General features: G+C 50.8%; 21 protein-coding genes and 1 riboswitch. Of the genes, 2 read left to right on the top strand and 19 right to left on the bottom strand.

Annotated features, from left to right (window positions below):
* Positions 1 to 173 precede the first annotated feature (173 nt).
* The 4 genes from PBOR_RS00215 to pth form a co-directional block, all read right to left on the bottom strand.
* Positions 174 to 1,214 (bottom strand): peptidylprolyl isomerase, encoded by a 1,041-nt coding sequence (locus PBOR_RS00215; protein ID WP_042209921.1) that lies wholly within the window; start codon positions 1,212 to 1,214, stop codon positions 174 to 176.
* The gene (mfd, locus tag PBOR_RS00210; protein ID WP_042218729.1) at positions 1,201 to 4,725 is read right to left on the bottom strand and encodes a transcription-repair coupling factor; all 3,525 of its coding nucleotides are present in this window, start codon (positions 4,723 to 4,725) and stop codon (positions 1,201 to 1,203) included. Before mfd ends, PBOR_RS00215 begins: the two co-directional genes overlap by 14 nt.
* 131 nt (positions 4,726 to 4,856) lie before the next feature.
* Positions 4,857 to 5,087, bottom strand: a complete 231-nt coding sequence (locus PBOR_RS00205) for an anti-sigma-F factor Fin family protein (protein ID WP_042209919.1) — start codon at positions 5,085 to 5,087, stop codon at positions 4,857 to 4,859.
* A gap of 89 nt (positions 5,088 to 5,176) precedes the next feature.
* On the bottom strand, positions 5,177 to 5,737 hold the full coding sequence (gene pth, locus PBOR_RS00200) for an aminoacyl-tRNA hydrolase (protein WP_042209918.1): 561 nt from the start codon (positions 5,735 to 5,737) through the stop codon (positions 5,177 to 5,179).
* Positions 5,738 to 5,829: 92 nt separating this feature from the next.
* Here pth and PBOR_RS00195 point away from each other — a divergent pair, with 92 nt between their 5' ends.
* Positions 5,830 to 6,030, top strand: a complete 201-nt coding sequence (locus PBOR_RS00195; RefSeq protein ID WP_039305774.1) for a hypothetical protein — start codon at positions 5,830 to 5,832, stop codon at positions 6,028 to 6,030.
* A 100-nt stretch (positions 6,031 to 6,130) separates the two neighbouring features.
* On the opposite strand, the gene PBOR_RS00190 is transcribed toward PBOR_RS00195, so the two are convergent.
* The 13 genes from PBOR_RS00190 to PBOR_RS00130 form a co-directional block, all read right to left on the bottom strand.
* Positions 6,131 to 7,084 carry a ribose-phosphate diphosphokinase gene (locus PBOR_RS00190; protein WP_019914487.1) on the bottom strand — a complete coding sequence of 318 codons (954 nt, stop codon included), beginning with the start codon at positions 7,082 to 7,084 and terminating at the stop codon, positions 6,131 to 6,133.
* Between the two features lie 90 nt (positions 7,085 to 7,174).
* A complete protein-coding gene (gene glmU / locus PBOR_RS00185) occupies positions 7,175 to 8,575 on the bottom strand; it encodes a bifunctional UDP-N-acetylglucosamine diphosphorylase/glucosamine-1-phosphate N-acetyltransferase GlmU (protein ID WP_042209917.1) in 1,401 nt (466 codons plus the stop codon).
* Positions 8,576 to 8,833: 258 nt separating this feature from the next.
* Complete coding sequence (spoVG, locus tag PBOR_RS00180; protein ID WP_036696395.1) at positions 8,834 to 9,121, bottom strand: septation regulator SpoVG; 288 nt, start codon at positions 9,119 to 9,121, stop codon at positions 8,834 to 8,836.
* A 209-nt stretch (positions 9,122 to 9,330) separates the two neighbouring features.
* Positions 9,331 to 10,158 carry a pur operon repressor gene (gene purR / locus PBOR_RS00175; protein WP_042209916.1) on the bottom strand — a complete coding sequence of 276 codons (828 nt, stop codon included), beginning with the start codon at positions 10,156 to 10,158 and terminating at the stop codon, positions 9,331 to 9,333.
* Between the two features lie 170 nt (positions 10,159 to 10,328).
* The gene (ispE, locus tag PBOR_RS00170) at positions 10,329 to 11,183 is read right to left on the bottom strand and encodes a 4-(cytidine 5'-diphospho)-2-C-methyl-D-erythritol kinase (RefSeq protein ID WP_042209914.1); all 855 of its coding nucleotides are present in this window, start codon (positions 11,181 to 11,183) and stop codon (positions 10,329 to 10,331) included.
* 220 nt (positions 11,184 to 11,403) lie between these two features.
* The gene (locus tag PBOR_RS00165; protein WP_039305760.1) at positions 11,404 to 11,580 is read right to left on the bottom strand and encodes a small, acid-soluble spore protein, alpha/beta type; all 177 of its coding nucleotides are present in this window, start codon (positions 11,578 to 11,580) and stop codon (positions 11,404 to 11,406) included.
* Between the two features lie 126 nt (positions 11,581 to 11,706).
* Complete coding sequence (veg, locus tag PBOR_RS00160) at positions 11,707 to 11,982, bottom strand: biofilm formation stimulator Veg (protein WP_036696386.1); 276 nt, start codon at positions 11,980 to 11,982, stop codon at positions 11,707 to 11,709.
* A gap of 226 nt (positions 11,983 to 12,208) precedes the next feature.
* Positions 12,209 to 13,117, bottom strand: coding sequence for a sporulation peptidase YabG (gene yabG, locus PBOR_RS00155; RefSeq protein ID WP_042209913.1), 909 nt, complete (start codon positions 13,115 to 13,117; stop codon positions 12,209 to 12,211).
* A gap of 73 nt (positions 13,118 to 13,190) precedes the next feature.
* Positions 13,191 to 14,075 (bottom strand): 16S rRNA (adenine(1518)-N(6)/adenine(1519)-N(6))-dimethyltransferase RsmA, encoded by an 885-nt coding sequence (gene rsmA / locus PBOR_RS00150; protein WP_042209912.1) that lies wholly within the window; start codon positions 14,073 to 14,075, stop codon positions 13,191 to 13,193.
* Positions 14,072 to 14,623, bottom strand: a complete 552-nt coding sequence (rnmV, locus tag PBOR_RS00145; protein ID WP_042209911.1) for a ribonuclease M5 — start codon at positions 14,621 to 14,623, stop codon at positions 14,072 to 14,074. The genes rsmA and rnmV overlap by 4 nt, the downstream gene beginning before the upstream one ends.
* A gap of 159 nt (positions 14,624 to 14,782) precedes the next feature.
* Positions 14,783 to 15,943, bottom strand: a complete 1,161-nt coding sequence (locus PBOR_RS00140; RefSeq protein WP_042209910.1) for a resuscitation-promoting factor — start codon at positions 15,941 to 15,943, stop codon at positions 14,783 to 14,785.
* 288 nt (positions 15,944 to 16,231) lie between these two features.
* Positions 16,232 to 16,461: riboswitch (cyclic di-AMP (ydaO/yuaA leader) on the bottom strand.
* Positions 16,462 to 16,659: 198 nt separating this feature from the next.
* Entirely contained in the window at positions 16,660 to 17,430 is a 771-nt protein-coding gene (locus PBOR_RS00135) for a TatD family hydrolase (RefSeq protein ID WP_042209908.1), read from the bottom strand.
* A 53-nt stretch (positions 17,431 to 17,483) separates the two neighbouring features.
* Positions 17,484 to 18,767: an HD domain-containing protein gene (locus tag PBOR_RS00130; protein ID WP_042209907.1), complete on the bottom strand. Its 1,284-nt coding sequence runs from the start codon at positions 18,765 to 18,767 to the stop codon at positions 17,484 to 17,486.
* A 304-nt stretch (positions 18,768 to 19,071) separates the two neighbouring features.
* Here PBOR_RS00130 and PBOR_RS00125 point away from each other — a divergent pair, with 304 nt between their 5' ends.
* Positions 19,072 to 19,326: an AbrB/MazE/SpoVT family DNA-binding domain-containing protein gene (locus tag PBOR_RS00125; RefSeq protein ID WP_019914502.1), complete on the top strand. Its 255-nt coding sequence runs from the start codon at positions 19,072 to 19,074 to the stop codon at positions 19,324 to 19,326.
* Between the two features lie 883 nt (positions 19,327 to 20,209).
* Here the strand turns inward: PBOR_RS00125 and rsmI are convergent.
* On the bottom strand, positions 20,210 to 21,115 hold the full coding sequence (gene rsmI, locus PBOR_RS00120) for a 16S rRNA (cytidine(1402)-2'-O)-methyltransferase (RefSeq protein WP_042209906.1): 906 nt from the start codon (positions 21,113 to 21,115) through the stop codon (positions 20,210 to 20,212).
* The gene (locus tag PBOR_RS00115) at positions 21,112 to 21,888 is read right to left on the bottom strand and encodes a tRNA1(Val) (adenine(37)-N6)-methyltransferase (RefSeq protein ID WP_042209905.1); all 777 of its coding nucleotides are present in this window, start codon (positions 21,886 to 21,888) and stop codon (positions 21,112 to 21,114) included. The genes rsmI and PBOR_RS00115 overlap by 4 nt, the downstream gene beginning before the upstream one ends.
* Between the last annotated feature and the right edge of the window lie 82 nt (positions 21,889 to 21,970).

Genomic DNA, 21,970 nt, shown 5'->3' with positions numbered 1-21,970 from the left:
TCTTAAATTCACCATTCTATACCTGCTTCATCTTGGACAAATAACCCCACAAAGTGAGGCCTTGTCTTCGATGTTCACTCAGGTACTTTCCGGGGACCCCAAACAATAAATTCTTAGCTCATAAAAAAGCCGCCTGATGCGTTAAGCATCAGGCGGCTTGTCCATATTTATAATTATTTGGCTGCTTCTGTAGCCGCCGGAGCCTCAGTAGCATCAGCCGGGGCTGGAGTAGCTGTTGCCGCTGTTCCCGGTTCATCGGCTGCAGCGGTGCTCTTCGGCAGATTGATTTCAATCTTCAGGCTATCCAAGTCCTTCTCGAGGAACGACTCCAGGCTGGCAGAAGCTGCAGAGCTCTTAACGGTCTCCAGCTGCTCAGCGGTCAAAGTGTCGAAGGTTGTCTCCTTGCGGGATTCAACTTTAATGACGTGATATCCGTAGCTGCTCTTCACAGGATCGCTGATCGTATTAAGCGGCAGCGTCTGGGCTGCTGCCTTGAACTCTTCTACGTATTTGGACAGGGCCGTGTCTTTATATTCGCCGCCGGTATCCTTCGTACTGGTATCATCCGAGTACTCCTTGGCAACGGCTGCAAAGTCTGCCCCGCCGTCCAGCTTCGCCTTCGCTTCGTTGGCGCGTTTCAGTGCATCTGCATCCGTACGCTCCTTGCCGTCAGCATCCGTCAGGCCAACCAGCACATGACGCAGTGTCGCCACTGTGAAGTCAGCCTTGATGGCTTCATACTCTGTCTTCACCTGCTCATCCGTTACTTTGAGCAGCATGTCCTGATAAACGGTAAGCACACGCTGCATATAGGAACGCAGGTCCGATTCGCTCAGATCCTGCTCCTTCAGAGAGCTTTTATAGGAGTCGCCCAGAGTAGTCTTGATGGTCTCAATCTGTGTATCAACTTCCTTCTCTGCTGCCTTCTTCGCCTCATCCGTTGCCTGGCCGGCCAGATACTCAAACGCGACCTCCTGCTTCAGGATAGACTCCTTGAACATATCAATCTCAAGATACTGCGCCTGCTGTGGAGACAGGAATTTCATTACGCGGGTATCCAGGTCGAATTCCTTCGCAGTAATCGTTCCGCCATTATAAGTTGCCACCGCTGTATCATCGCTGCTGTTGTTGCTGCAGGCAGCAAGCATTGAGAAGGAAACCGCTGCGGCCAGTGAGACCAGCAGCACTTTCCATGGTTTTTTATTTAACGACATTGTGTAATTCTCCCTTCGATTTTAAAGACTGTTTGGCTGCCGCGAGGAATTGCTCCAGCAGATCAAGCAGCTCTTTGTCGCCCAAGTCTTTGGACTTGATGCGGATCGTTGCTTTGGCATCCTTATCAAATTGTACACGTCTTTCGAAGCTATTTCCAACTTTGGCGAGCTTCGCCGTATCAAATGCACCGATACTTCCTTCATGGAAATTGAGCGAGACCTCATCGCCCCGCCGGACCATGGATTCCATACCATACAGCTTGCCGAACACCTTCAGCCGGGCTACAGAGAGCAGATTGATGACGGCCTCCGGTAACTCGCCGAACCGGTCAAGCAGCTCATCCTCAAGCTCCGAAGCATCCTCGAACGTAGCCACCGCAGCGACTTTTTTATAGATTTCAATTTTTTGGATACTGTCGTAAATATACTCGGATGGAAGGTACGCGTCAATCGACAAATCAATCACGGTATTGCCCTGTTTCAGCGAAGTATCCTCTTCTCCAAGGACGGTGACTTTACGTTTGCGGATTTCCTCGGCCAGCATCTGCGAGTACAGATCGAAACCGACCGAAGCGATGAATCCGTGCTGCTCCGCACCGAGCAGATTGCCTGCTCCGCGGATAGAGAGATCTCGCATGGCGATTTTGAAGCCCGAGCCCAGCTCCGTGAATTCCTTAATCGACTGCAGGCGTTTCTCGGCCACTTCTGTCAGCACCTTATCCCGCTGGTACGTGAAATAAGCATAGGCAATCCGGTTGGAGCGGCCCACACGTCCGCGCAGCTGATAGAGCTGGGACAGTCCCATTTTATCGGCATCATGCACAATCAGCGTATTGACGTTTGGAATATCCACGCCCGTCTCGATAATGCTTGTGCTGACCAGTACATCGTACTCTCCATCCAGGAAATCAAGGATAGTCTTCTCCAGCTCCGACTCCGACATCTGCCCATGGCCGATCCCTACTCTAGCTTCCGGCACCAGCATGGAGATTTGCGCAGCCATTTCCTGAATACCCTGGACGCGGTTGTAGAGGTAATAGACCTGGCCGCCACGGGCAAGCTCACGCTCTACCGCTTCACGGGTAAGGGTCTGGCTATGCTCCACGACATACGTCTGTACGGGAAAGCGGTTCTCTGGTGGTGTCTCAATAACTGACAAGTCCCGCACCCCAAGCATCGACATATGCAGAGTGCGGGGAATCGGTGTTGCCGTCAGGGTCAATACATCGACATTAGTCTTCAGCTTCTTCAGCTTCTCTTTGTGGGTCACGCCGAAACGCTGCTCTTCATCGACAATCAGGAGACCCAGGTCCTTGAACACCAGATCCTGCGACAGCAGACGGTGTGTGCCTATAACCACATCCACGGTACCCTGTCTTACGCCCTTAATCGTGTCATTCTGCTCCTTACGGCTACGGAAACGGCTCAGTACCTGAATATTCAACGGATAATTGGCGAAGCGCTCGCGGAAGGTTTCATAGTGCTGCTGCGCCAGAATCGTCGTTGGCACGAGCACAGCCACCTGTTTGCCTTCAATGGCCGATTTAAAAGCGGCACGGATCGCCACTTCAGTCTTACCGTAGCCCACATCTCCGCAGAGCAGGCGGTCCATCGGACGGTTCTGCTCCATATCCTTCTTAATCTCTTCGATCGCCCGGAGCTGGTCACGGGTCTCCTCATACGGGAACATCTCTTCGAATTCACGCTGTTCCTGCGTATCCTTCTCGAAGCCATAACCGAGTGCGCTCTGGCGTTCAGCGTAGAGCTTGATCAGATCATCGGCGATATCCTGGACCGAGCTCCGTACTTTGCTGGTAACCCTCGTCCACTCGTTGCCGCCAAGCTTATATACCTTCGGCTCCTTGTCTTCTGAACCGACATATTTCTGAATCAGATCGATCTGTTCAATCGGAACGGAGAGCTTGTCGCCTCCGGCATAGAGAATATGCATGTAGTCGCGGTGAATCCCGCTGACCTCAAGCGTGCCGATGCCCATATATTTACCGATCCCGTGGTTCTGGTGAACCACATAATCGCCAATCTTCAGCTCCGTATAGCTCTTAATCCGTTCGGCATTATCTATCCCCTTGGAGACCTTCCGTGCCTTGCGCTGCTTCTGCGAGAACATCTCACCTTCGGTGATGACAGCCAAATGAATCGAAGGAAGCTCAAAACCGGAACCCAGGTTGCCCTGGAGAATGGTCGGCTCTTCAATTCCATAGTCATCCAGCACCCGGCGGACACGCTCCATCCGCTCCTCGCCATTGGCCAGCATAATCACCTTCACGCCGGACTTATGCCAGCGTTCCATCTCGGATTTCAGCACATTCATCTGGCCATGGAAATCCTGCATTCCCCGGCTGATGAAGCCCAGAATGTTCTGCGGCTGAATATGCGGAACCTGACGCAGGAAAATCGACATGAACAAGCTCTGGAACGGACGGTGATACATAATGACGTCGCTCTCTACGGAGAGATGCAGGTCAGGCAGCGTTTTGCCGTTCTGCAGTAAATGCAGGTTCCATTCCGACTCATCGCGTTCCAGCTGCTTCGCGGTTTCCAGCAATCGGGCCGGTTCATCCAGCACAAGCAGGGTATCCTGCGCCATGTAATCATACAGATGAGAGCGTTCAGGATATAAGAGACTGATATATTTATAGATTTCCGGAAAATAAGTGCCTTCGCGCAGCATTTCCAGCTCCCGGCCCATTTCCTCACGCAGACGCAGCTTGGCCTGACGGTCGCTCATTTTCTCCAGCTGCCGCTCCAGCAGCGCCGACGCAGCTGTAGAAGCCGCATCCTGACGAAGCTGGTCAGCAATAATCTCCTTGGCCGGAGTAATCTTCACACTGCGGACCTTATCAATGGAGCGCTGGTCTATGGGGTCAAAGGTACGGATGGAGTCTACTTCATCATCAAACAGCTCCACCCGGTATGCCAGTGGAGAAGTCATAGGATAGAAATCAATAATACCTCCGCGCACGCTGAGCTCACCGCGGTTCTCCACCCGCTCGACACGGTCATAGCCCATTTCAATCATGGACATGAGGAATTCATCCAGCGCGAGGGTCCCGTCCTGTGAAACCGTCAGCTGGGCCCCGGCCATCACATGGGGGGCGGGGAGCAGCCGCCGTACGCCGGAGTACGGAACAACTACAACTCCACGGAAGCCCTTCGCACATTTCGTAAGCACATCAATGCGCTGAGCGAGTGTCTCGGGACTGGAGACTGCGGCTTCTGCAGCCACCAGCTCATTGGCCGGATAGAGCAGCACACGGTCCGGAGAAAGCGCTTCCTGCAAATCCTCGGCCATCTTCTGGGCCGAGAACATATTATGGGTTACTATTAGCAGCGGACGCTCCGTCTCTTCATGCAGCGCAGCCAGCATAATTTGTCTGGCCGAGCCGGATAAGCCGGAGATAAGCTGCTCCTTCATGCCTGCGGCGATACCGCTGGTGACGGACTGAAAATCGGGATCCTTCGAAAAAGCTTCTATAAGACCTTGTAACAACAGGTGCACCTCTCTTACTAAACAGGCTGACAGCGGCATTGCCGCTGCCACCTATTATAATTAGAATCGAAAACAAGCCTCAGCGGATACGGCCAAGGCTTGCGGATGACGATAGAGACAGGCGCTTCCACCTACTGAAGCGGACTGGCCAGCAGGCTGAGTTCCGGATTGTTATCCAGGGCCTGCTTGCAGTAACCGCAGGTAACCTTCACCGTAATCTCACCTTCTGAATCATACGCTATTATATCTCTGCGTTCCGCAGGGGTCAAGGAATGTAGGCCCAGCTGCACCTCTGTGATATCACTTCTGCCGATGCTTCCTAAGAATGTCCGGCAGTGCCTGCATACATAGTTTATTGCCATCTATATGCCTCCTGAAGGTAGTATATACCTCCAGTATGCCCCGCCCCGGATAGCTTTAGCCTTAAATTCCTGCATCCTATGCCTTGTAATCAGCCATTGAACTTGGCCATGGTCTGCTCATACGTATGCTGAAGACTAAATTCCACAGCATCACAAGTATCCATAATCATCGTTTCCAGCTTGGGTCCATCTTTCTTGGAGAACGTAGACAGCACATAATCGACAATGGCAAATCCCGGCTCTGGACGTGAGATTCCCATCCGCACCCGGTTGAAACTCTGGGTGCCCGTATGCTGGATAATCGACTTGATTCCGTTATGACCGCCGGCACTGCCCTGATAGCGCAGCCGGATCTTGCCCAGCTCCGTATCCAGATCATCATAGACAACAATCATATCTTCCAGCTGGACCTTGTAATAATCCATATAAGCGCGGACCGCCTCACCGGACAGGTTCATGAAGGTCATCGGTTTAATCAGTACGGTCTTAACTCCGCCAATGACACCTTCGCCGATCACCGATTTGCATTTATTCTGGTTAAAGACAATTCCGTGCCTGGACGCAAGCTCATCAAGCGCCATGAAGCCAACATTATGCTTGGTCTTCGCGTATTGCGGTCCGGGATTCCCGAGTCCTACAATCCATTTCATAAGTAAGGTCTATCCTTTCCACCCGGTACTCCCAGCAGAAGAGTTCCGTTTTTGGTACAATAAGTTTATACTCCGAAGACAGGTGATGAACTATGCCACATCAGGGCGATATTTTAACATTACCGCGCCATTTCCAGTACCATATTCAATATGCTGTGCCTGTTGAAGTATTTAGGGGTAGCGCTCATGTTGACATCGGTGTGATTACAGCGGTGGATGAGGGTTTTGTGGAGCTCCAGGGGACGCTATATAACCGCAGCCTGTTCACCTTCATCTCCCGCCCGGGATATTGAAGCGTACCAGCCGCACCGTTTCCCGCATCACGCCGACAAGGGTTACATCTTCCGTTTCACGGAGGTGTAACCCTTTTTCTATACTTGATAGCCCGACAGCTTATTCGATTTCGAACAGCTTGCTGATCGACAGCTCTTCATGCACACGAATAATAGCTTCGCCCATAAGCGGAGCTACGGACAGCACTTTAAGCTTGCTTGTCGGATTACTGCTGCGAATTGGAATGGTATCCGTCACGATAATTTCTTTGATTGGAGAGTTTTCCAGACGTTCATGCGCAGGCCCGGACAATACAGGATGTGTACAGCAGGCGTAGACTTCCTTCACGCCGCCTTCCATCAGAGCATTGGCCCCCAGCACGATCGTTCCTGCCGTATCAATGATATCATCGATAAGTATCGCTGTTTTACCTTCAATGTTACCGATAATGTTCATGACCTCACTAACGTTCGGCTCAGGACGGCGCTTGTCGATTATCGCCAGTGGAGCGTTGAGGAAATCAGCAAGCTTTCTTGCCCGCACAACACCGCCATGGTCAGGAGATACGACAACCGGGTTCTGAATTTGTTTGGAACGGAAGTATTGGGCCAGAATCGGAACACCCAGCAGATGATCCACAGGAATATCGAAGAAGCCTTGAATTTGCATCGCATGAAGGTCCATGGTAATGACGCGATGTGCACCCGCTTTTTCAATCAGGTTCGCTACCAGCTTGGCCGTAATCGGATCACGTGAACGGGCCTTACGGTCTTGGCGCGCATAACCGTAGTAAGGAATCACGACATTGATGCTCTTCGCAGACGCACGCTTAAGCGCATCTACCATAACCAGAAGCTCCATCAGATTGTCGTTAACCGGTCCACAGGTGGACTGCACAATGTATACATGACAGCCCCGGACGCTTTCCGACAGCTTAACCTGAATCTCTCCGTCGCTGAAGCTGGTAGTGTGGGACTCGCCCATCGGAATACCGATATAATCGGCAATCTGACTGGCCAGCTTAGGATTGGAGTTGCAGGTGAAAATCTTTAGTTTGGAATCGCAATAAGTCATAAAATATAAACCCTCCGTGACGGAATTTAACTTCCAAGTAGCGCCGGCGCGGATTTGCAGAGTCCGTCCGGCGCTTTGGCCTTGGGCGCTTTACGATGGACTCGACTGGTCTTTCTTCGCTTTGGCACGGGAGCGGATCTTATCCGCATAACCCGGCTTGTTCTCCTGCCTTACTCTGGCAACAGCCAGATCATTCTCCGGAACAGAACGCGTGATGGTTGATCCCGCGACAACGAATGCGCCTTTGCCCACAGTTACCGGGGCTATAAGGTTCACGTTGCTGCCAATAAAGGCACCGTCCCCGATCTCTGTTCTCGACTTATTGTAGCCATCATAATTAACGGTGATGGCACCACAGCCGATATTCACATTCTTACCGACCTCAGCATCACCGACATAGCTTAAATGGGACACTTTGGAGCCGTCACCGATTGTAGCATTCTTGATCTCTACGAAATCACCGACCTTGACCTCTTGGCCAAGCACGGCACCCGGACGCAAATACGCAAAAGGCCCAACGGAAGCCCGTGCGCCGACCTCAGCCTGATTGAGTACGGAATGCTTCACTACAGCACCGTCCATAATCACGCAGTCTTCAATTTCGCTCGCGGGTCCGATCACACAATCTTCTCCGATAACCGTCTTGCCTTTGAGCACAGTGCCCGGATACAGCACAGTGTCTGCTCCAATGACAACATCCGCTCCAATATAGGTAGAAGCAGGGTCGATTAAAGTTACCCCGTTCAGCATATGCCCGCGGTTGATACGCTCACGCATATAGCCTTCCGCTTCGGACAATGCCAGGCGGTCATTCACGCCAATAGACTCTGCAGCATCATGGGCCTGATATCCAAGAACAATATCTCCCTGTGCCCGGAGTATACCGATAACATCAGTCAAATAATATTCCTGCTGGTTATTGGTATTAGTGACCTTCTCCAGAGCGGCAAAGAGCTTAACGTTATCAAAACAATAAGTGCCTGTATTGATTTCGCTGACAGCGGCTTCGCTCTCCGTGCAGTCCTTCTGCTCTACAATCCTCAGCACTCCGCCGTCTTCACCGCGGATGATCCGGCCGTACCCGGCAGGCTCTTCCATAACAGCCGTAAGCACGGTTGCGGCAGCTTTCTGCGATTCATGCAGCGCCATCAGCCCTTCCAGCGTCTCGGTCATGACCAGCGGCGTATCTCCGCAGATCACGATCGTGGTTCCTTCTTCACCGCCGAGAAGATCTTTGGCCTGTTTGACGGCATGCCCGGTTCCCAGCTGGGTATCCTGCAGCACATATTCAGCATTCTGGCCTACATAAGCTTTGACTTTCTCAGCGCCGTGACCTACGACAACTACTGTACGTTCGCATCCGGTCGCTTGTACTGTATCAAGCACATGCCCTACCATCGGTTTACCGCAGACGGGGTGCAGCACTTTGTATAATTTAGATTTCATGCGCTTGCCTTGGCCTGCAGCAAGTACAACAGCCATTCTTTTCAAGAATGCCAACCTCCTACTTCTTGAACTCACTACTGAATATATCTCATTCCGGGCAAAAAGAAAAGAGAACCATGAAGGCATGGTTCCCTTTTCTTCGAACCCCAATAAAATCCCCCCACAAAGTGGGGCTTTGGCTTCGAGGCTGACCCAGGTACTTTGCGGGGACCCCGAAACATAAAAAGTCTTATCTTAAAAAAAACGGCATGGCTTTACGCCGCCCGGGAGGGCAGCAATCCTTGAGAGTCAGCGCTTCACAGCTTAAGCTCCCTCTTCAATGACTTCTTCTTCTTCCGTAGCGGCGCGTTCGTACTCGGCCAGAACCGCAGATTGAATCTTTTCGCGCGTTCCCGAAGAAATCGGGTGAGCGATATCGCGGAATTCACCGTCAGGTGTACGCTTGCTGGGCATTGCAACGAACATCCCGTTATTACCGTCGATAACGCGTATGTCATGAACAACAAACTCGTTATCGATTGTAATGGATGCGATTGCTTTCATTCTCCCCTCAGAGTTGACGCGGCGGAGTCTGACATCCGTAATTTGCATGTGTGTGTTCACCACCTTTTTCCATCAGAGACTTGGTGTATAATTCCACACAGCAAAGCGAAATCCTTCTTTTTCATTCCATAAAATGCCTGATTAAGAAGAATATTTTTGCAGAACCATTGATTTCGACACATTTCGTGCCATTATCTTAAGATTCCTCACGGTTTCGACATTATGCCCCGGTTTTTAATCCGTAAAAATCCGCTCCCTCAGGAGGAGAAATAGTTGCCGGGATGCGCGGAAATACGCCGTACCTTGGAATCTACCTCAGTCAGCTTTACGAGCGACACGTAATCATGCAGCAGACGTTCTTCCTTCTCCACCGCTCCGGATTCTACCAGCACGCCCACGCCGGCAACCTCTGCATTGAACTCACCCAGCAAATCGACCATCCCGCGTACGGTACCGCCCGCCTTCATGAAGTCATCCACGATCAGCACCCGGGATTTCTCACGCAGTGCCCGTCTGGACAACGACATTGTATGTATGCTCTTATGCGAACCCGATACATAGTTAATACTTACCGCCGAGCCTTCGGTCACCTGATGGTCACGGCGCACCAGTACTACAGGCAGCCCAAGCTGCGCAGCCGTTGCGTAAGCCAGCGGAATCCCCTTGGTCTCCACCGTCATCACGACATCAATCTCTACCCCGTAAAAAGCAGTGGCAATAATCTTACCGGCCTGCTCCATCAGGGACGGCAGTCCCAGCAGATCCGACATGTACAAATAACCGCCGGGCAGAATCCGGTCACTCTGCTCCAGCTGCCCGCACAGCCGGTTCACGAAAGCAAGGGCCATGTCCATCGGCATCCGCGGAATATACCTGACTCCGCCTGCAGCACCCGCCAGGGTTTGCAGTTCGCCCATGCCTTCGCCTTCAAATACCTCTTTTATAATAGCCAAATCTTCACTGACCGATGACTTCGCTGCACCGTACCGCTCTGCGAAGGTCGAGAGCGGCAGCAGATCATGCGGCTTTTCAAGTAAGAATTGGGTCATGTCAACCAATCGCTGGCTTCGTTTAAGTTTCTTCACGGAATGCTCCTCGCCAAAACCGAATATTATTATGAATAATATCATTTTTGTACGGATTTACACAAGCGGAAACGGTTATAGCGTCCTTCCGGACGAAAGCCTGCGCTTCACGCAAGAAGAAACGGCTTAGCTGCTTGGGGCAGCGGTGACCGTTTCTGTGTGCCTCCGGCTTAACTCAGCGAACGCACGGCATAGACTTCCTTGCAGAATCCGCGGAGCCCGTTATAGATTCTAGCCACTTTGGACTGCTTCGACACCAGGCCGAACACTGTCGGTCCGCTGCCGGACATCAGCACCCCGTCTGCTCCGAGCTTGATCATCGCTTCCTTGAGCTGCTGCACCTCCGGGTGCAGCTTCAGGGTTACATCCTCCAGCACATTGCCCAGACCTGCGCAGACGGCCGCGAAGTCCCCGGCCTCAATCGCCTGCTGCATCCGGAGTGCGGACGGATGCACCGCGATGTTATTCGCGCGTACGCGTCCGTACACCTCAGCCGTCGATACATTAATCGGCGGCTTGGCCAGGACGACCCAGCATTGCGGCGGACTCGCTATCGGAGTCAGCCGTTCTCCCCTGCCCGTAGCGAGGGCAGTGCCTCCGGTGACGCAGAACGGGACGTCCGAGCCCAGCTCGGCGCCCAGTTCCTGCAGCTCCTGCGCCGGGATCCCGAGGCGCCAGAGCCGGTTCAGGCCGCGCAGCGTAGCCGCGGCGTCACTGCTGCCGCCGGCGAGGCCGGCAGCGACCGGAATTCTTTTGTCCAGGTGAATATGTACACCGCTTCTCACGTTATAGCGGTCTTTAATCAGTCTTGCAGCCTGGAAGGCCAGATTCTTCTCATCCAGCGGAATATACCCGGCCTGGCTAGAGATAATAATTGAATCGCGCTTCAGCTCTGAGAGCTCCAGACGGTCGGCCAGATCGACCATAGTCATAATCATTTCCACTTCATGAAATCCGTCAGCACGCTTATGCAGCACATCCAGCATCAAATTAATCTTGGCCGGCGCTTTCTCATACATTTTCAAGGCGTTCACCCACCCTCAGCTTTTCCCGTAAAAACAACTTAACATATTATATGAGAAACCGGCAGTGAAGTCCATTAAATAACCCCACAAAGTGGTGCTCTGGTCATCGATGATTACTCAAGTACTTTGCGGGGACCACAAAAATATGTATTTTATATTTTGAAAAAGGTACCGCCCGCAGGCGATACCCCGTCACTACAGCAGATTTGGCCTCTGTCCCTTAAGATTTGCGCGCAGCCTGTTCAGCAAGCTGAATCGCTCTCTTAACCATGTTCCCGGCATCCACCGCCCGGATTCCGCCCCAGCCTTCCTGCTCGACCGTTTCATAAAACCCAAGCTCCTTGGCCAGCTCCGTCTTCAGTTCCTCCGACATCATGCCCCGTCTTCTGCGGCTCATTTACGGATTCCTCCCTTTACGATATTGGATGATGAGCTACTGCCTATGTAGTATGCGGCCAAGAGGCAAGGGTCATGCAGCGGAAAAGCAAAAAACAGCCTCCCTGCAGGGAGACTGTCCGTGACGCTAAGCTTTAATATACATAATCCGCATCTGCCCATCGTCTTCGGTAACTGTGATTTCCACAGATTCAGTAAGTATATCGGCATAGCTATAGGAGACCCGCTTGAAAGTTTGCTGCTCCTGATCCAGTTTGACAATAAATACAGAAGGGTACGTTTCTTCCAGGACACCGGTACGTTCAACGGTCTTGCGACGACCACCGTTAGCCCGCAACGTGATCTTATGACCGACGTGAGCTTCGAGACTGCGTTTGATTTCCAACAGCGCGTTATTAGCCATTGCCTGACGACCACCTCTTTCCTTGTCCATTATACAACTTTTCACAATCATTGTCAAAGTAAATAAATAATTATAGATGATGGTAAAATAGTTGTCAACGGAATTTTTTTAGAAACAGGAAGTCCCGGCTTAAGGTCCTTGTTAGCGGTAATGCTGCCTGCAAATCGACCCAACAAAAAAGGAAGGATAAGCCCGGTCGCTTATCCTTCCTTCTCCATATCCGCCGCTACAGCACCGAAGGCGCAACCTTAAGCGTTGCAAGATTCTGCAGCCTTGGCATTCCGATACGGAAGCTCCCGCGGGTCTCAATCCCGCCCATTCCCTGATTGCCGCTGATGGTATGATTCAGCACATCACTCAAATTGACTGTATCCCGTATTGAAGTGAACGAGGCCTTAGCCGCAATATAAACGGGGTCCAAGGCATGAATGAGTATTCTGCCCGGTGAGCTGGCGAAGTTCGCTCCTGTGCCCAGCAGCGCCTCGAAGTGAGACTGGCATGCTCCTGCAACAATCGTCAGGGCATCGAAATTCCGCTCATACTCCCGGGCCACCTGGATAGCGGCGACAAAATTCTGTGAATTTTTGTAGCTGCTCAAGCTGTAGAGATCATAAGCCTGCTGTTGCTTAAGTACTCCGTCATGACCGGTGATCACTACGATATCCGGACGCACACGGGGCAGCAGCCGGTATAAGGTCTCCGCCATTTTGGATTCATGAATATGATGCCCTTCCGCCGGTATGCGCAGTTGCTCATACAGGCTCAGGCTCTTCTTCAGGTACAGCGCGTCGCCATCCAAATGCAGCACCTTACCCGGCACTTCAAAAAATCCGGCTTCCTTCGGAGTTGGGGCCCATGTGCCAGTTGCCCCCGATACACTCTCCCCGCTGCGCTGGCTCTGCTCCTGACGGTCCTTGCGCAGCCAGCTTAAGGATTCTATGGCTTTGATCTGTGCCTGCTGCCCCCGCTCGGTAATCCGTGTAGGTGGCACCTGCACCAGATCATCCAGTGGAGAATCCGCCAGCAGACGGAACTCTGTCCCCTTGATGACGGCTCTATTCTGCAATATATTCTCTACCCGGAAGGTCACATCGCCGCCATAAGATTTACGAACGACCAAGTCTCCTAAATTCATTACAACACCACCTCTACCCCATGTTATGGGCAAAGGTCACGGTTGGTTCATCACCGGGAGTGTTTTCTGCCGATTATGCTATTCCCGCAGCCAGCAGGACAGCGCTTAGCCGCGCATATTCCTCCAGGCTAAGCGTCTCCCCGCGGCGGGACGGCTCTATCCCAGCTTCAGCCAGCAGAGCCTCCAGGCGTTCACGTCCTTCCTCAGCGAAGAAGCGGGCCTTCAGGTTATTGGCAATCGTCTTGCGCCGCTGGGTGAAGGATGCCTGAACGACATCAAAGAAATGCTTCTCGTCGGCAACTTCAACCGGAGGGCGCTCTCTGACCTTCAGACGGATGACGGCTGACTCTACATTCGGCTGCGGGATGAACACCGTGCGGGGCACCATGCAGACCAGCTCAGGCTCGCTGTAATACTGGACGGCAATACTGAGGCTTCCGTACTCCTTGCCCCCGGGAGAAGCAGCCATTCGTTCGGCAACTTCCTTCTGGATCATAACGACAATATTATCAAGCGGCAGCTTCTCTTCCAGCAGCTTCATGAGGATAGGAGTCGTCACATAATAAGGCAGGTTGGCAACTACGCTGACCCGGTCCACACCGGCAAAGTCTTCGGCAAACAGCTCCTGCATATTGACCTTCAGTACATCATCATTGCGGACCTTCACATGGGGATATGGCGACAATACATCCCTTAGAATCGGAATCAGTCTGCGGTCAATCTCCACTGCAGTAACTGCCCCGGCGGTCATCGCCAGTCTTTCAGTTAATGCTCCGATACCCGGCCCAATCTCCAGTGCGCCGGCAGTGCTGTCGAGGCCAGCGGCATCGACGATTTTGTCCAGAATATTCTGGTCGATCAGAAAGTTCTGGCCCAGGCTTTTTTTGAAAGAGAATCCGTAACGCTGAATAATGGCTTTGGTTCTTGTTGGCGATGAGATATTCAGAGTGTCGCTCATGAAGTAATGCCTCCCTGATCAATTTGGGCGATCGCGCGCGCGAACTCTTCGCGCGTAATACCGAACATCGCCAGACGCTTGTACAACTGCTTGCCGTTGCAATAACCGATACCGAGCAGATTGCCAAGCTGCATTCTTCTCTCTGCTGCCTGGGCATGTACCATCATACCTGCGGCCATAAGATCATCCAGCCCAATTACCGCCGGCGCCCCTTCAAAAGAAGTGTGAACATGCTGCAGCGCATGGCGGATTGCCTCAGGCGAGGCATTCTCCACACCAATATCTCCTTTGCGGGTAGCATCCTTCTCCGGGATGAATGCATGCTTGCATCCGGGTACCTTCGAGGAGACAATCTTACGGATCCGCTCTCCGGCATGATCGGGATCGGTAAGGATGATAACCCCTCTGCGTTCCATGGCTAGTGTGATCTTGGCAATGACCTTGCGGTCCACTGCTGAACCGCCCGTTTCAATTGTATCCGCATCTACAGCCCGCTTGACGGCGACGGTGTCGCTTTTACCTTCCACTACAATTAACTCTTTAATCATAAATAATTTACTCCCTTACTCTGAAACGCAAAAAGAAGAGGATTCGCTCCCCTTCTTTTTGGCTAAAGAATGTATAAGTGATGAGCGGCAGCTCTCTAATTCCGTAAGTGCTACTCCCACTATATCTTATAAACCGTTAATTTGCAAAAGGCATACCGGTTAATTAAGCTCCGGCTTCACAGGTCCAATCACATAGATGGTCCGCGACTTACGGCCGAAATTACGGGCGTGGCTCAGTGAATCGTAATAGACATCCACCTTGTTGCCTTTGATGGCACCGCCGGTATCCTCTGCTCGGCGAAACCCTAATCCCTCAATGTACACCCACCAGCCGATAGGTATTACATTCGGATCAACAGCGATAGTGCGGCCTTCCGTTACGCGTGTGCCGGAGGCGGTACGAGTTCCAATTCCCGGTTCTTCCGAGGAATACGCCGTCATGGATACGTTTTTGATCATTTTTTTGTATTCAAAATCTACGCCTGCCTTGCTAGTGACGTTGTTGCTCTTCGCGCTGACTTTGGATGATTTGGAGGTTGTTGTTGCTTTGGGTGTAGTTGCAACAGCTACAACAGGCTTCGGAACTGCTTTGGTACCGACGGCAATAACCTTATCTTTGGTTACCGTCTGAACTTCCTTGCCGACCATATTCATGGAGACTAACTCACCATCCTGATATATCTTCTCGATATGCTGGATGATAGCGCCCGGCTTGCCTGCCTGTGCAACTCTTACGTCTCCCTTATACAGAGAGGGGTCTGCGGTTTTGATGACCTTGAAAGGCAAGTTTACTGTCCGCTGTACCGTTTGCTTAGTAATACGGACAATCTTGACTTCCATGTCAGGTGTAACTGCGGTATCAAGCGAAGGGAAAATCTTGTCATCGCCCTCCAGGCTGTAACCCAGCTTGGTAATGGCATCTCCGAGCGAATCCTCGGTGGTGTATATGGTCTTGGTTGCACCGTCTGCAGTAAGCACAAGCTTCTGCGCACGGGTGATTACGACACGGTCGCCGTCTTGTATTTCATCACTAAGGCCAATAGATAATTCATCATACGGCTGCAGCGAAATTTGTTCCTTTGCCAGCACATCACTGAGCAGCGCTTCCCGCGTCTCCAGTGTCTGTACCTGTCCGTCTATGACTAAAATAATTTCTTTATTACTCTGACCGTGTACGTACAGCAGAATTAACAGTGCGATAACAATCGATATCACACCTGCAAGTGAAAGTACGCGAGGATTCACTTGCTTCAACCGTAATGCGAAAGACCTGCTGGATGATTGCGAATCATGGGATACCTCTGGTTGGAATACGCCCACTCTCTCCATCCTCCTTACATAGCCCCGTCGTCCAAGTTATATCAAGGTGACTGCATCATTTCTGACGAAACTAGGTTTGAGATTGCAACAGGATACGCCCGCATTGCTCCAGCGTTTCCTGCTCATGGATCGCCTGCTCGGCATAGCTACTCCGGATATCTGTTATATAACAGTATGCCGGGAACATGCGCATTATTCAAAACAAAAAAAAGCCCAAAAAAGAGTTCACAGAGGACTCTTTCGTGGCTTCTCCGGTGTCGAATACGCGGGAATGTTTATGCACGAGGTTTCCTCTCTTACTTGCGCTTACGGGGTTAGCTGTCGGGTTCGGGCATAAGAGAGACGCCCTATCTTAGGTCACCCGCTCACGGCGGTTGCCCTCAAATTCACCCCAAAGACCACGTGAAGAAATCAAATAAAGTCTGCGGCAATTCTGTGTTGTACTCTATGTACGGGCATGCGGCAGGGCATTTATTGGTTCCCCCGTTCTCCATACGGAGACTCAGCGAGACGATCCATGAAATAGTGACTGTCACAGTAACAACAGCTCACTGCACTGAAAAGATGATATCCTGTTTTGATGCATGTTGTAAAGGACGATTCAACCACGTTTACGTAAAAAAATGATTAAAATATTGTAATATTCGGCCGTTTTAAGATCATAAAAGTTTAATATATCGGCTATACTTCATTTTTCACCGCTTTTTCTCCCGTTTTCAGACAATTCCAAATCGTTCCAGTGCGTTCGCATACGTAATTTCCGCCAATTCCTGTAAATCAATCCCTTTTATTGCCGCGGCTGCCTCTGCTACCAATCTTACGTGAGCCGTCTCATTTCGCTTCCCGCGGAAGGGGTGCGGAGTCAAATATGGGGAGTCGGTTTCGATCAGCAGCCGGTCCAGCGGAGTCTGGGCCAGTACCTCCTTGGGCACTCTGGCATTCTTGAACGTAATGGGTCCCCCGAAGGAAAGATGGAAGCCGAGATCCAGACATAATTTGGCGCTTTCCCAGCTGCCGGAGAAGGAATGCATTACGCCTCCGACCTCATTCGCTTTTTCCTCCCGCAGAATCCGGATTACATCCTCATGCGCATCCCGGTTATGGATACAGATTGGCATCTTCAGTTCACGGGCCAAGCCGATTTGCTTGCGGAATACCTCATGCTGCACATCCTTAGGAGAGGTGTCCCAGTAATAATCAAGTCCGATTTCGCCGATGGCCACAACCTTGGGGTGGCTGCACAACGAAGCGATCCATTCGAGGTCACCATCCTTCATAGTGACCGCATCCTGGGGATGCCAGCCAACCGCTGCATAAATATAATCATATTTCTCTGCAAGCGCCATCGTTGTGGGAATCGTCTCCCGGTTAAAACCGATATTGATCATTTTGCTGACTCCAGACTCAAGCGCTCTGGCAATAACCTCCTCCCGGTCTTCGTCGAATTGCGGAGCATCCAAATGGGTATGTGTGTCGAATAGCTGCATTATATTTCATCCTTTCCGCCTTGATTTCTATGATGAATTCCAATTTTTTTAGGTTATTTTGCAAAAATATCTGCGATGGACGGCGGCAGCTGTGGAAGGGCTTTCTGCAGCCTGTCCTGCGGGAAATACAGGTGGTATCTGCCGCGGTGAATACCGCTGATCGAGCGTACAATATCTGATACCTCCGAGATTTCGCGCAGCTTATCATTGCGGTCCAGCAGCAGTATCTGTTTGCTGTCAAAAGCATCCCCCGGACGGAACACATCATATGGGAGATCTGTCGGAAAATCAATTTCCAGGTCATAATCAGCACGCAGTCCGGCACCGGCAAAGCTGCGGCGGATTTCGTCAATTGTCTCTGTATCCAGATGTTCCATCTCCACATATTTATACAGTTTACGATGAATAAAACGGCTGCACAAGTCGCTTAAAATCTCATCGTCCTCCAGCGTCCACTGCATGAAGGCTGTCTGCATGAGTGCCTCGTCCAGCAGCAGATACTGCTCCACCGTTACTTCACCGCGGAACAAATCGCTTAACGGCTCAATCATGAACCGGAAAGCATAATCCTGCTGCACCAGCTCCTTGGCCCGGCGGAGGATCTGCCGCAGAATAATTTCCGAGCTGCGTGTTACCGGATGGAAATAGACCTGCCAGTACATTTGATAACGTGACATCAGGTAATCCTCAATCGCATGCATCCCTGATTCTTTAACAACCACCCGTCCATCGTAGGGGCGCAGCATCCGCAGAATCCGGTCAATGTCGATGGTTCCGTAATTCACCCCTGTGTAATACGCATCGCGCAAAAGATAATCCATCCGGTCCGCATCCAGCGGCCCCGACACCAAATTGACAACAATCTCATGCTCATACGTTTTGGAGATCACCGAGGCTACTTTTTTGGGGAAATCCTCAGCTACATCACGCAGTATGGCGGTAATTTCTGTATCCTCCAGAATAATCCGGCAGGTCCAGTCTTCATGGTCCATTTCAAAAGCTTCTTCTATAGAATGGGAGAACGGGCCATGTCCCAAATCATGCAGCAAAGCCGCGCACAGGGTAAGCAGACTTTCCTCAGGCATCCAATCCTTATACCCGCTCCGTTCAAACTGCGATATAATCCGCCGGGTAATTTCATAAACACCAAGCGAATGGGAAAACCGGCTGTGCTCTGCTCCATGGAAGGTCAGATAAGAGGTGCCGAGCTGGCGGATCCGCCGCAGGCGCTGGAATTCCTTGGTGTTAATCAGGCGCCAGATAATGGTGTCCTGCACGTGGATGTAGTTATGAACCGGATCCTTAAATACCTTCTCTTCTGTCAACGGTTGCTTCATGAGATCAACTCCTTTGAATAATATCAATAGAAATAAGGTGGAAATAAAGTTATAATAATAAATATTGTCGCACTTTGTCGAATAATGACGATATAACGATTTACAAATCGACAAATATTTTCGGTGCTCTTTTTATGATATATGCCAGACCAATGGCGGTATGAATGTTTCCTTCAAAGTTTCCTTAAAATTCGACTCAAAAAAGGTTGACTGTTTTGGGAATGGTTGGTATTATAAATATCATAAAACAGTGAACAATGTCGAATATTGACGCTTTTGATAATTGAGAGGAGCAACGATTGTAATGATGAAATCAACAGGAATTGTACGTAAGGTAGATGAGCTTGGACGGGTAGTTATTCCAATTGAATTGCGCCGCACGCTGGGCATTGGAGAAAAAGATGCGCTCGAAATTTACGTGGACGGTGAGCGGATCATGCTTAAGAAATATGAGCCTGCCTGCATTTTCTGCGGTAATGCTGAGAATGTAACCTATTTCAAAGGTAAAATTGTTTGTCATGAATGTATTTCTGCTATCCCTACCCCTGTGACAAACTAAAACAAATAGGTTATAATAGGAACTAATCAAATTGTTAATTCTAACCTTTTTATATCTCCTTGGCCTCCCGTTCGCGCGGGAGGTATTTTTTTGCATTTTTTTCGGGGACTTTCCCCGGATACCCCTTTACCCTATTTAAACATTAACTATTAAATTCATAACCCTTAGATCATAACCTTTAGATCATAACCCTTAGATCATAATCCTTAACTTCTTCTTCCCCTCCCAAACCCTCCCTACAGGGAGGGCCCCAAGGGCCCCGGCCCTCTGGACACCCGGAAGCTTGGCTAACTGTGCAGATGGGGCGGAAGGAAGTCATGTTCGGCGGTGGACCGGCCCTTTTCGGACTCCCTGAAGGTGCGTCCTCAGGGCCTTGCCATACGCAGTGTTTCGCCGCACGCTTCGCTCTTGCGGCGGATGTGCGGTTACGCTCTTGAGTGACGTTGGAGTGTGGAACCGCTCTCCCTGCGGAATTGCTTTAAGGCGGAGCCGATTAGCAACTTTGGTGCGTACTGGTTATTTGCCTTCATGTTACCTTCGTGCTGCGGCACGCTCTCCTTGCGGGAATCACCATGTCAGCGCGGGCAAATGAATATGGTTCAGGCAAATAGTTTAGGTACGATATTGGATAATCCCTCTTGGGAAAATTGGATAACTGCATTCTGTACAGTTATTTAATACCAAAGTGAGCGGCTGATTATTTTAGTTGTATTTCATACAATTATATCCATACATATCCTCTAACTTATCCTTTTTCTATAAATATAAATGTACAAACTACATCTATATCTAATATAAGGAATAATTATATCCATATAAGTGTACAGAATACAATTATTTCATTAACCGCACAGTCATCAAATTTGCTATCCACTCTATCCCCTTATTCCCGCTCCAGCAGTGCATTATAAATATCGCGTTTGGCCAAGCCACGGTCAGAGGCCGCTTTTTTCATCGCGTCTTTGCGCGGCAGGCCTGAGGCTTCATAATGGGCAACATGAGCTTCGATGCTCAGCTCACGCCACCAGGAGGACTCGGCGAGCTCCGCCTCCTCCTTGCTCTCTCCCTCAAGCACAATTACATACTCGCCCAGCGGAGGATGCTCCTCCAGCCAGACACAGCATTCCTCAATCGTTCCACGCAGAAACTCCTCATAACGCTTGGTCAGTTCACGGGCCAGCGTAACCCGGCGGTTGCCGAAGGCCTCTTGTAAATGAACCAGCGTCTTAGCGACGCGGTGCGGTGACTCATAGAAGAGCAGTGTGCCCTGTGCAGAACGGAGAGGTGCTAAAGCAGCACGGATATCCTTGCGCTCTCTAGGCAGAAAACCAATAAAAGTGAAGCTGGCGGTAGGCAATCCGGAAGCAATCAAAGCTGACAGCGCCGCGTTAGCTCCGGGGATCGGAATCACCGGAATTTGATGGCTTACAGCGAGGGCTACCAAATCCGCTCCGGGGTCTGAAATCGCCGGCAGACCGGCATCGCTGACAAGGGCTAAATTTTTACCTTCTATTATATAGCGTATCAGCTCAGGTCCGCTTGCCGCCTTATTATGCTCATGATAACTGAACAGCATGGATGGAGTAATCTCAAAATGGCTAAGTAATTTACGCGTCTGTCGCGTATCTTCGGCGGCAATAATATCACATTCCTTCAGAGTGCGTACCGCGCGGTACGTCATATCCTCCAGATTGCCGATTGGTGTAGCCACCAGATACAGACATCCGCATCCTTCTGGCTTTGCCCCGTCATTGTTATTTTGAAAGCTGCTTTGGCATGTTATCGTCATTGGCTGATATCCTCTTTGTTCCCATAATAAATATCCATAATCTCCGGGCAGTATTGATTGTCCTCATTATATACGATTAAAGGCGGCTGTAAACGCACCTCCGGTTTCCCGTCGCGCGCCGCTTCAATTAGTACCATATTCGCCTCCAGATGAGCACGGGGGTGTACAAAGCGGATCAGCTTCGGTTCCAGCCGGTGCTTACGCATCAGACTAATGATATCTACCAGACGCTGCGGCTTATGTACCATACTGACTTTGCCTCCAGTACGGACAAGCCGGACACAGGCCTGAATGACCTCCTCCAGCGTACAGCCGATTTCATGACGGGCCATGGCCTGATGCGAATTCAGCTTCAGATCGCTCCCGTTAAGCGGCATATAGGGGGGGTTAACCGTTATTGCATCATATACGCCATAGCCTGCAGTATTATGCAGCTCCCGCAAATCGCCTTCATGAATCAGCACCCGCTCCGTAAGCCCGTTCAGAGCTACACTGCGCCGGGCCATGTCGGCAAGACGGGGCTGAATTTCTATTCCTTCAATAGAAGCTTTCGTACGGGTGGTCAGCAGCATCGGAATTACTCCGTTGCCAGTGCACAGATCAAGTACTCTTCCGCGCGGCGGTATGCCGGCGAAACGGGCCAGAAGCACAGCATCCATCGAGAAGCTGAATACTTCATCACTCTGGATAATCCGCAGATCATGGGTCAACAAATCATCTATCCGTTCTGCAGGATGCAAGGACACAGGAATATCATTAAAAGAATTCGTCATTGTACACTCCTAACGTTTTGTTGAACATATGTTTACTTGATAAGCCTTCGAAACTAAACTTGCTTACGAAGCATATACTCCA

It is taken from the genome of Paenibacillus borealis, from assembly GCF_000758665.1.
GTDB lineage: Bacteria > Bacillota > Bacilli > Paenibacillales > Paenibacillaceae > Paenibacillus_AQ > Paenibacillus_AQ borealis.
The sequence above is the reverse complement of the archived record's forward strand: the minus strand, read 5'-3'. Positions and strand labels throughout refer to the sequence as shown.